Annotated in this window: 8 protein-coding genes; 4 read left to right on the forward strand and 4 right to left on the reverse strand. The window is 36.4% G+C overall.

Translation table 11 applies throughout. From position 1 onward, the window contains the following. From AB4Y90_RS14080 to AB4Y90_RS14090, 3 genes are all read right to left on the reverse strand, one after another. Positions 1–1,408 (reverse strand): ABC transporter permease (locus tag AB4Y90_RS14080; RefSeq protein WP_441558181.1); only part of this gene is annotated, 1,408 nt, incomplete at its 3' end. Positions 1,409–1,411: 3 nt separating this feature from the next. Continuing rightward, positions 1,412–1,867 (reverse strand): hypothetical protein, encoded by a 456-nt coding sequence (locus tag AB4Y90_RS14085; protein WP_441558182.1) that lies wholly within the window; start codon positions 1,865–1,867, stop codon positions 1,412–1,414. A 433-nt stretch (positions 1,868–2,300) separates the two neighbouring features. Continuing rightward, entirely contained in the window at positions 2,301–2,630 is a 330-nt protein-coding gene (locus AB4Y90_RS14090) for a hypothetical protein (RefSeq protein ID WP_441558183.1), read from the reverse strand. An 879-nt stretch (positions 2,631–3,509) separates the two neighbouring features. Here AB4Y90_RS14090 and AB4Y90_RS14095 point away from each other — a divergent pair. The 4 genes from AB4Y90_RS14095 to AB4Y90_RS14110 all read left to right on the forward strand — a co-directional run bounded on the left by AB4Y90_RS14095 (position 3,510) and on the right by AB4Y90_RS14110 (position 10,565). After that, positions 3,510–4,598, forward strand: a complete 1,089-nt coding sequence (locus AB4Y90_RS14095) for an efflux RND transporter periplasmic adaptor subunit (RefSeq protein WP_441558184.1) — start codon at positions 3,510–3,512, stop codon at positions 4,596–4,598. 17 nt (positions 4,599–4,615) lie between these two features. Then, on the forward strand, positions 4,616–7,588 hold the full coding sequence (locus tag AB4Y90_RS14100) for an efflux RND transporter permease subunit (protein ID WP_441558185.1): 2,973 nt from the start codon (positions 4,616–4,618) through the stop codon (positions 7,586–7,588). Continuing rightward, positions 7,575–9,023, forward strand: coding sequence for a TolC family protein (locus tag AB4Y90_RS14105; protein ID WP_441558186.1), 1,449 nt, complete (start codon positions 7,575–7,577; stop codon positions 9,021–9,023). The genes AB4Y90_RS14100 and AB4Y90_RS14105 overlap by 14 nt, the downstream gene beginning before the upstream one ends. 912 nt (positions 9,024–9,935) lie before the next feature. Continuing rightward, positions 9,936–10,565 (forward strand): Crp/Fnr family transcriptional regulator, encoded by a 630-nt coding sequence (locus AB4Y90_RS14110; protein ID WP_441558187.1) that lies wholly within the window; start codon positions 9,936–9,938, stop codon positions 10,563–10,565. A 218-nt stretch (positions 10,566–10,783) separates the two neighbouring features. On the opposite strand, the gene AB4Y90_RS14115 is transcribed toward AB4Y90_RS14110, so the two are convergent. Next, positions 10,784–11,595: lipase family protein (locus tag AB4Y90_RS14115; protein WP_441558188.1), on the reverse strand; the 812-nt coding region annotated here is incomplete at its 5' end.

The following is an 11,595-nucleotide window of genomic DNA, read 5'->3' on the forward strand; positions in this document are numbered from 1 at the left end:
ATACAACACAAAGCAACAGCCAGAAAACAATAGCGGTTACAGAAATAATCTGATTCTTGATATTTTCTTTTACAGAAGTGAATTCATACTTGAAATCAGGAAATTGTTGCCAGTTTTCTCTACTTACCATTGACGGTTTTTCTCCCGGTGCAGGCTTGATGTTGCTGATATTTTCAATCTGAAGATCATTCATTTTTTGAGCTAGCTTGTAACGATAAGCTTCTGACTGTTCTTTGAATTGCTGATAAGAAAAATAATCAGTTCCAGAAGCGGACATTGATAAGTTTTTTATCACCATTACAGGATTGATAAAGCCAAAGATTTCGTTGAGCTTTTGCTGTTGATTGTATTTGATTTCAAGTGATTTCAAATGGTCAGCATAGATTTTAGAACTTATTTTTTCACCTTCTTTCATCACAAATCCACCGTAATTGATGGGAAGCTCATCGGTTGTTTTTACATTGTATGTAGCAAGTAAAGAATCTTTGATGTGCTTAAAATGCGAATCATCAGGATTATGACTGTCTCCGACTTTCAACACCTCTTCTTCAACTGTTGTTTCAAATGCAATTCTGGATGGCGTAGAGAATAGGTTTTGCGCAAGAAACTGAGCCCCTTTTGGTAGAAAAATGACGAGAACCAGCCAGCTTCCGATTAAACTAATTAACGCTGACGATGAAATTTTGCTGTTTGCAGAGATCAACACCGTTAAAGTGCAGAAGAAAAAATAATAGATCATATAACACGGTAAAATGACCATTAATCTGAGCAAAATATCTACTGTAGTTGTAGCATCAGTCATCAATGCAACGAAAAATACAACGGGTATCACAGGAAGCAGAAATACCAATGAAAACTGCCATAGTCCAAGAATTTTTCCCCATAAGATTTCTCTCTTTGATGCGCCCTGAACGTTCAATATTTTTAATGTAGAATCTTCTCTTTCACGAACAATCAATGCGAATCCCAGAAAAATAATGATCAATGGAACCACGCTTTGTAGAATAAATGCACTTGTAAAGGATCCGAAACGGACAAGAATTCCTGAGCTTCCGGCTTCCGAAAGATTATCGGTATTCTGTTTATGGGCCTCCAGAAAAATTACATTTCCAAGATATTCATCCAATCCATTATCAAAGATACTCAGCGGATGTCCGATTCTGAAAACCAAATAGCCGTAATGCGCCATTCTATGCGGATGTTTATCAGGTCGATCTTCCCAGTTTTCACGGGTTTCTTTCCGATATTCATTCACTTTGGAAGAAGTATCTGCGTATTTTGTGAAACCAATACCGATACTCAGAAAGCAAAATAGGAGGACGGCAATGGTAATTAGGAGATTCTGTTTTTCTTTGATAAGATCCTGCCTGGTCTTCCTTACAATGAGTTTCAAGTTTGAAAAATCCATAATTTAAAATTTATAAGTTGTTGTGAATTGATAATTTCGTAACATTCCCGGGAACAGTCGAAGGTGTTCTGTCCACCAAGCTTGTGGTATTAATGAAGTGATCTTGTATGGTGGCTGACAACCTGTAAGGTGCGTTCCATAGCTATTGGTATTCTCTGCAACACGATAGGTGAAACCGACGCGATAAAGTAGTTTTTGATTTTGAAAAGAATTTTTTTCCGTTTTTTTATAATTGGTAATATCTTTAAACCATTCCTGACGAATTCCTGTCAATAGGTTGAATTTTTTACACGTAGCCAAATGCTGAATATAAACAGCGTGATTTTGAATTAATGCCGTCGGAGGCGGATTAATAATATTCAATAAAAAATAATTATTTCCATGATGATTCTGAGTTCCCGACGTAAGATTAAAAGGGTTGACGTTAAGTGTTTGAAGCGTTATTGTATTATATTCCATCGTTTGATATAATGTAAGTGCGGAATTATAAGAGGTACTAACTGTGCCATCTATCATTTGGAAACCTTTTGCGGCATCTTTTTTTCGCCAGCAAATGAATAATCGGAGGTGTAATCTATTACTTTCTTCCCGACGATTTCTACCGTTTGAATCATTGTTGAAATTGAATCACCTTTCGTTCTCTGTGCTTTAATCGCAATTGAAAACATTAAAAAACTTAGAGTTGTCCAATGAAAAGATTTTAGAAATAAATATATTATTCCAACATAATGAAAATTAATTGACATGAAAAATTGATGAGCTGGTATATCAAAATAACCATTTGAAAAAAAAGCATTCTGGACCTGTTTAAACCCCAATTACTCATGAAACTGTCGTTCCAGACTTAGATAATCTGAATACATGGAGTTTTTAGCTTTAAAGAAAACTAAAATTATGACAGGCCGGGAGGCGCTCTTGATGAGAAATAATCAAGTAGACAACAGTAAGTTTTTGCCTTGGGTTGAGGTATTTCGCTGTTGTTTAAAGTATGGAAAACGAAATCCAGATTTTGAATTTCCGGAAGAACGCTTGCATTCATATGCAAGTGCAGATTACACTGACATTCATCGTCCTGAGAGATAGTTTTGGAGTTTTCCCCTTTAAAATCTTTCTTGTAAGCAGTTTTAGTTACTGAATGTCTTGCATGCTCTAAACATTGGGTAGTTCCGCTGACATTCGATAGAAAAATCAGCAACAGTGAAAAAACAAAAAAAGTTTTCAAAGTTTTTTGCATGAGAAGCTACAAAAGTAATAATAAAATTTGGAAATATTTCTTCGGTAAACAAAAAGTAATATACCGTAACTGATCTAATCCTTTTCTCTTTTATTAAGATAGTCCGTTTTCAGCACTTCTTTAGATGTTCACAATCATTATAGTAAAATATTAAATATATAAGATGTTTGAATATAATAAATCGTATTTTTTGGCTAAAAAACGTTGATTACTTAGATGAAAAAATCTATATGATAAATAGTATTGTTACAATTGATCTAAATAGTTGCATAAGAATAGCAGAATTAGTTATTTTATAAAAATAGATCAATTACGTACAAGTACATTGTCATTAGAATTTGCTAAACTTTTAATAATATTTTACTATCGTTTAATAACTTTTTAACATTATAAGCAAAGGGATTTCCATATTATAACCCTATATTTGTAAATCATTCTAATTTCTTTTAGAACATAAATTGTTTACAAAATATGTTTGCCTCCAGATTATCGGTTTTTTTGTGTTTCATTCTTACCTTTTCCATTTGCAATTGGAGATGGGCACAATCTACTCTGCAAACAATCTGTGTAGCAAAGATGAAAGGTAAGGATAATCTTAAAATAAAAGGTAAAAAATATTTTAACCTTAAAGCTGTTCAATATAGTTCTAAAAGCACCTCTCAGTATTACGCAAATACCGCAACTCCTTATTCTTCAGAGAGATACATTCATACATTTGTTGAGACGTTAAAAATTAACAGCCGTATTATTCCTAAAGCGCTTTTCTCCGCGATAAAGTCCTATCTACATCTACTGCAGTTATTCTAAAGCATCAAGACCTAAAATCCAAATTATTTTTCGTCAAGTTTTAGTAATAAAAATTCTATAATGAATACAAAATGTTTCATACAGTGCTTTCTGGCATTAGTATGCGTAGTTTCTTGTGGTAAAAGTGCCCAGAATAAAAATAAAGATAATAGAGAAGTACCCGTTTTTGAGGTCAAGCAAAAAGATACATTAGTCAGCAATCAGTTTGTAACGGATATTCAGGCTAAAAGAAATGTCGAAATCCGTTCAAGAATCGATGGAATTGTAGACCATATTTATGTGAATGAGGGTCAGTTTGTCAAAAGAGGTCAGGCTTTATTCAAAATCAATGATGCCGAATTACAAATGGAGCTTCTGAAAGCCAATGCAGCCATCAAGCAGACTCAGGCCGATATGCGTATCGCAGAAGTCGAATTAAAGCAGATTGAAAGTCTTCACGCTAAAAAATTTGTTGCCAATAATGAACTGGAACTGGTAAAAGCTAAATTATCCTCAGCCAGAGCAAAATATGCTTTCGCATATGCTGAGAAAAAAGCCGTGTTGCAAAAAATCAATTTTACAACGGTTACCGCTCCTTTTGATGGCGTAATTGACATCATTCCTCACAAAGACGGAAGTTTGGTAACCAACGGAACTTTGCTCACCACTTTGTCTCAGCTGGATGAGGTTTTTGCATATTTTTCCATTCCAGAAAATCAATATTTCGAATTGTTAGCGAATGACAAATTAGGAAAACATCAGAAAATTGAACTGACACTTCCCAACGGAATGGCATATCAGTTTAACGGTGCTTTAAAGTCAGCTGAAAGTGAAATCGACAGAGCAACAGGTTCCATCCGATACAAAGTTTTATTTCCCAACCCAGATCGCTTAATCAAACATGGAACTTCCGGAAAATTAACTATTTCTGAAGTTCAGAATAATGTATTGATGATTCCTCAGAAAGCAACATTCTCGATTCAGGACAAAACCTACATCTTCAAGGTAGATAAAAACAACAAAGTGAAGATGACCAGCATCGAGGTCGGCACAGCTTTAAAGGATTCTTACCTCGTCGAAAGCGGTCTCAAAAAAGGAGATTTGATTATTTATGAAGGCACTCAGTCACTTAAAGACGGAGATGAAATCAAAATCAAGAACAGACTTTAATTCTTAAATAATCAATTATGGTAGAGATGTTTATAAAACGAAAAGTGCTTTCGTTGGTGATTTCCATTGTCTTTGTGTTGGTAGGAATTATGGCATTGACGAAGATGCCGATTACCCAATTCCCTGATATTGTTCCGCCTTCCGTAACGGTGACGGCAAAATATACCGGAGCCAATGCCGAAGTTTCTGCAGATGCGGTGGCTTTGCCTTTGGAACGAGCGATTAACGGTGTTCCGGGAATGACGTATATGTCAACGGTGACTTCCAATGACGGTTTGACTTTGATACAGGTGTTCTTTGAGGTTGGAACAGATCCCGATTTAGCAGCGGTAAATGTTCAGAACAGAGTCACAACAATTCTAGATGAGTTGCCCGAAGAAGTAATCAGAGCCGGAGTTACCACAGAAAAAGAGGTGAACAGTATGTTGATGTATCTCAACATCACAAGTACAGACCCGAGTCAGGATGAACAGTTTATTTACAATTTTACAGCCCTTCAGAAACAGAATATTTCCGCAGCTCCGGGAAAAGTCGGTGAATCTTCAGGTAAAAAAGCGGGTCAGCTACAGTATGTTGTAAAATATAAAGGTAAATTTTCTGAGCCTAAACAATACGAAGAAATACCAATCAGAGCAGATGAAGAAGGAACAATTTTAAAACTGAAAGATATTGCCAAAGTAGAATTTGGTGCAATGACGTATGGAATGGTTTCCAAAACAGACGGCAGACCTTCAGCGTCAATTATGATGAAACAGAGACCGGGTTCAAACGCTTCAGAAGTCATTCAGAATGTGAAGGATAAAATGGCCGAACTCAAAGTCAATTCTTTCCCTCCCGGAATGGATTACAATATGGCGTATGACGTTTCGAGATTTTTAGATGCATCTATCAGTGCGGTATTGCATACTTTGATTGAAGCCTTTATTCTCGTGGCGATTGTGGTCTTCCTTTTTCTTCAGGATTGGCGTTCCACACTGATTCCTGTTTTGGCGGTTCCCGTCGCATTGGTCGGAACATTTGCCTTTATGGATATGCTGGATTTCTCCGTGAATTTGTTGACGCTTTTTGCCTTGGTTTTAGCCATCGGAATTGTCGTTGATAATGCGATTGTCGTCGTCGAGGCGGTTCACGTTAAGATGGAAGAAGGTTATGCACCTTACGAAGCTACGGTTATTGCAACAAAAGAAATTGCAGGAGCAGTTGTGGCGATTACGTTGGTAATGTCAGCGGTGTTTCTTCCGGTGGCATTTCTGGATGGTCCGGTCGGCGTTTTTTACCGACAGTTTTCATTAACGTTGGCGATAAGTATTGTGATTTCTGGAATCAATGCATTGACGTTGACTCCCGCTTTATGTGCTTTAATTTTAAAACCTCATAATCACGATAAAAAGAAAGGAATTATTGATAAATTCTTCAATAGGTTTAATATTTTCCTTGAAAAAGTAACCAATGGATATGTAAAAGTTTTATCAAAATTCGCCACCCGAACAATCGTAACTTTTGGATTATTGACGGTATTCATCGTCTTGACTTGGGGAACGACCAAATTTTTAGCCTCAGGATTTATTCCGATGGAAGATCAGGGAATGGCTTATGTAAGCGTCACAACTCCTCAAGGTGCGACGGTTGAGCGAACGGAAAAAGTTTTAGATGAAATTACAGCGATTGCCAAAAAAATCGATGGCGTAGAAAACGTAACGACTTTGGCAGGTTACAGCGTCGTAACGGAAATTGCCGGTTCATCCTACGGAATGGCGATGATTAACCTGAAAGACTGGAGTGAAAGAGACAAATCCATCGAAGATTTCATCAAAGAATTAACAGAAAAAACAAAGGGGATTGCTGATGCCGAAATTGAAGCTTTTGCACCGCCGACCGTTCCCGGATTTGGTAACACGAGTGGTTTTGAACTTCGTCTTCTCGACAGAACGGGCGGAAGTATCGAAAATATGGATAAAGTCACGAAAGATTTTGTCAAGAAACTGAATGAAACGCCCGAACTGAAAAACAGTTTCACGAGTTTTGACGCAACATTCCCGCAGTATATGATCAATATCGATTATGATATGGCGTCGAAAAAAGGAATTTCGGTGGATAATGCGATGTCGACGTTGCAAACGATGTTGGGTTCTTATTACGCAACGAATTTTATCCGATTCAGGCAGATGTACAAAGTAATGGTTCAGGCAAGTCCGGAATATCGTGAAACGCCGGAAAGCATTCTGAATTTATATTTAAAAAATGACAAAGGCGAAATGGTTCCTTTCTCCACTTTCATCACGATTGAAAGGGTGTACGGACCGGAAGTTTTGACCCGTTACAATATGTATATGTCTGCGATGATTAACGGCGAACCTTCCGAAGGTTACAGTTCCGGAGATGCGATTGCTGTCGTCGAAAAGATAGCTGAGGAAAGCCTTCCGAAAGGTTTTGAAATCGAATGGTCTGGAATGACAAGGGAAGAAATTCTCTCCGGAAATCAAACGGTTTATATTTTCATTGTCTGTCTGGTTTTCGTATATCTTTTATTAGCCGCTCAATATGAAAGTTTCCTTTTACCAATGCCGGTTTTACTGAGTTTACCAACCGGAATTTTCGGTTCCTATATCGCATTGCTGGTTTGCGGATTAGACAATAATATTTACGCACAGGTTGCTTTGGTAATGCTGATTGGATTGTTGGCTAAAAATGCCATTCTGATTGTAGAATTTGCCGTCGCAAGTCATAAAGAAGGAAATGATATTATTCCCGCTGCGATTGAGGGGGCGAAACAGCGTCTCCGTCCGATTCTGATGACTTCATTCGCGTTTATTGCAGGATTAACTCCGCTGTGTATCGCTTCAGGAGCTGGAGCTATTGGAAACCGTTCAATCGGAACTGCAGCTGCAGGTGGAATGTTCATCGGAACCGTTTTCGGACTGATTATTATTCCGGGATTATACATTTTTTTCGCAACCCTTGAAAACAGAAAGAAGAATGAAAAGAAATAAATTGAAACTCGCAGTTTGGAGCGCAGCAGCATTGGCATTAACGTCGTGTGCCGTCCCAAAAGTAACTGCGATAAAAGAAGTAAAAGAAACGCCTGAATTACAAACCTCGGAAACCATTCCGAACAGTGGAGATTTTACCGGAATTGATTTGAATACCTATTTCACAGACCAGAATCTCCTGAAACTTTTCGAACAGGTAAAACAGGCCAATCCGGATTTTAAAATCGCCCAACAAAGAGTCGAAATGGCGAACAGTTTCCTGAAGCGTTCAAAAACAGAATTACTTCCGTCTCTCGATGCCGGAGCGATTGTTTCGGGCGACCGTTACGGAAAATATACGATGGAAGGAGTGGGGAATTACGATACCAATCTTTCCCAGAATATTAATGCTCAACAAAGAATCAACACAACTTTTACCCCGAATTACTGGATGGGTGCAAGAAGCAGTTGGGAAATCGATGCCTGGGGAAAACTGAAAAACAAAAAGCTTTCCGCTCAGAATAAATTTCTGGCTTCAGAAGAAGGTTTAAAACTACTTCAAATCGATTTGTTTACGGATATTGCCAATCTGTATTATGATTTGATTGCTTTAGACAAACGTCTGAAAATCTATCAGGACAACTACAATCTGCAGAAAAGAGCTTTTGAAATTATTAAAGCGCAACGGGAAGTCGGGAAGGTGACAGAACTTGCAGTTCAACAGTTTAAAGCTCAGAACAATAACTGGTTAGCAGAAATAGAACACATTAAAGTTGAAATTGTCACCGTAAAACAGGCAATCGCAACATTAACTGGAGTTTATGGTGGTGAAATCGAAAGAAGTTCGACACTTTTGCCGACAAACTTCGAGATGTTGAATAAAAATATTAATGTGGATGCAGTAATTCATTCCAGACCGGATGTGGTTTCCAATTACTATTCTTTGCAAGCTTCACACGCAGACGCAAAAGCGGCAAGAGCAGCTTTTTATCCCAAAATTGATTTGGGTGCAACCTTCGGATTGAATTCTTTTTCAGCAGAAACGATTTTCAAACCTGCTTCTTTGGCAGGTCAGCTTTTGGGCGGATTGATGGTTCCTGTTTTCAATAAAGGACAGCTGAAATACGAGTTCAATATTGCCAACAGCGAACAGGAAATTGCATTTTTGAATTATCAGAAAAGTGTAACAACTGCTTTTAATGAACTTCAGTCTATTTTAAAACAGACTAAAATATTTCAGCGTGTCTTGGATTTAAAAGAAGAAGAAGTGAAGTTTCTCGACAAAGGAATCGAGGTTTCCAATGATTTGTACATCACGGGTTACGCCAATTATTTTGAGTTGATTAATGCCCAGAAAAGCAAACTTCAGGCTGAGTTGGATTTGCTTAAATTCCAGCACGAAAACACGAAAAACAATGTACTCTTGTTTAAAGCTTTGGGCGGAAAACTGAATTAGGATCCATTTACTTATTAGCGCAATATAGTTGCGTGCTAAATAGAGAGAAATGAGTTTTCTCTCTATTTTATCTCAATTGTATTTTATTCACTATTAACAATTTAAATTATTAAATAAAAAAATAAAAATTTTCAAATTATAGGATTAAAACTAAAAGAAAAAACGAAAATAGATTGTGGTGAATTATGGCAGTATTTTAAAGAAAACAAAATAATTGAACTGATACCAAATAAAGCCTCTGATGCTGTGTATTCTGTATATTATCGGGACCTGATTATTCTACGAAGCAAGCTTTAATATAACAGTATCATTACAGATTATAAGATATTCCCTTACTATAAAGTTAACCGTATTTCTAATATCTGGATCGATGTTTCATTTTGTATGTTCCGGTACTGCAAGAATTGCAATACTTATTCTTAGTTAAAAATTTCTTGTAATTTAGCTTATTATTTCAAATTCTTGATTCTGAGGACTTTTTCGGAAGAATCCATCTACTGTCTTTTTGTGTATTCAATTATTTTAAGTACATTTTCATCATAAATTACATTATATTTGTTATAAGTGGAAGAATGTACCATGTCAATTGTTACGTTCCAAGCATGACTGATCAAATTTAGATTCACAGACCAATGCTTTAAAAAATGTAGGCATCGAAAAAATCTATATTGCCAAAGTAAGCGGTGTAAAATCTAAAAAACACACAGCTCAATCATTAAATAATTTACTTTTAAATGCTTGGAGATTAGAAAGTAGTGGAGTAACAACAGTTGGATTATTTAGGATTAGGGACAGTGTAAGTTATAGGAAAAATGAAGGCAGACCAAAAGATATGACTGATAAATATGTAAAATTGCGCCGCTGGTAAAAGAATCATAAAATAGTAATAATCATATGAAAAACAATTAAAAAATGAACGATAAAAAAGGTAAAATGAAAAAAAAATCTATCATTTATGAAGATCTTCTCGTATCATATGGAGCTACGGAACATCAATATAAGCCTAATGAAGTCATTTTCAATGAAGGTGATCAACCAAGATATTATTACCAAATCATAGCAGGAAATGTAAAGTTAAACCATGAAGATAAAGAAGGCAAAGAATTAATACAAAGTATTCTTGTACCTGGTGAAAGCGTTTGTGAACTACTACTTTTCATAGATAAATGTTATCCGGTAAATGCAGTGAGTCTCGATGCATGTAAAGTGTTGAAATTACCAAAGCCGAATTTTTTTGATCTAATAGCAGCTCATCCTGAAGTTTCAGTTGATATAAACAGGTTTATATCTGGGCGTTTATACCAAAAATTTGTGCTAATGCAAAGCAATTTGTCTCTTCAACCAACTATAAGATTGAAAGGGGTATTAAATTATTTTAAAAGCTTCAGCGAAGATGAGTCAAAATACTCTTTTGAAATTACTTTAACAAGAAAACAATTAGCTTCTATTACGGCGTTAAGAATAGAAACAGTTATTAGAGCAATAAAAAAATTGGAAGATGAGGGATTTTTAGAAATAATAAATCGTAAAATTTTTGTTTAGATTAATAATGATTCTAAAATATAAATTTGTATTAGATGCAGCCAAGTAGGAGTTTATTATTTAACATGACCAAATAAACTATCTAACTACTTTATGGGAAAAGAGTTCGGTAGAATACCGAACTCTCATAATTGCTCAACTAATAAAGTCTAACTTTTTCCGGGATTACGTTAAATTTAGAATCCCTAATTAGTTTTATTCTATTGTTTTTAGCGTCATTAAGGCAATAGCTTTTGCTTGATGCTGCATACACTCATCGGTTTACTTCCGGCTGTCACGGCATTGAGAAAATCAATTACGCCAATTTCTTCAAAATAAGCATTGATATGCTGATATAGTATCTGACCTACAAAATTACATTCTGCCATCGACGTTTTGGTTGATGAACAGGCGCTATTGGAGCAATCATCTGCTATCATTGGGCCATTTGTTGGTAAGGCTGTTTGAAAGGTGCCTGCAAACTGACCATCTTTGTTGGTGTCGGAACACATGTATGGATTTGTACCTCCGTTGTGGCCTAATAGGGCAAGATTAAGCGTAAATAAAAGAGCTTTAACTGCCTCCGATGTATCAAGTTGTTTGCCATAAATAGTATCGATATACGATTCAAAACCTTTTGACCATACCTGAGGAACGATGTCGAGATTATTCCAGATTTTGCAGTTAAACTGCTGCCATTTTACTGCTGGTTCGGCCTCTGGTGGAAAAGTTTCCTTAAGATAATTCACATAATCGCTATTGCCCACATCCGGACCTGCAAACGCGTACGTTCTTGTTGTCCACTTTTGATTTTTAGCTTGTGCGGATATCTCGGAAAAGGAAGTATTAGCACCAAAAAGAACCAGCGCCAAAGCTGGCGACAATGCTCCCCCTAAGCTGTGTCCGGAAACAGTAATAATAGCATTGGGATCATTGAGTCTGGAAAAATAGCTGGTAATCGAATTATCGGTATTCAAGCCAAGCAAAAGTCCTATACCGTTTAAGGTACCATGGGAGATTTTAATGTTATTGGGTTGTGAACAGTATGGCC

Origin of the sequence: Chryseobacterium sp. 2TAF14, from assembly GCF_052115105.1 — a bacterium.
Taxonomy (GTDB): Bacteria; Bacteroidota; Bacteroidia; order Flavobacteriales; family Weeksellaceae; genus Chryseobacterium.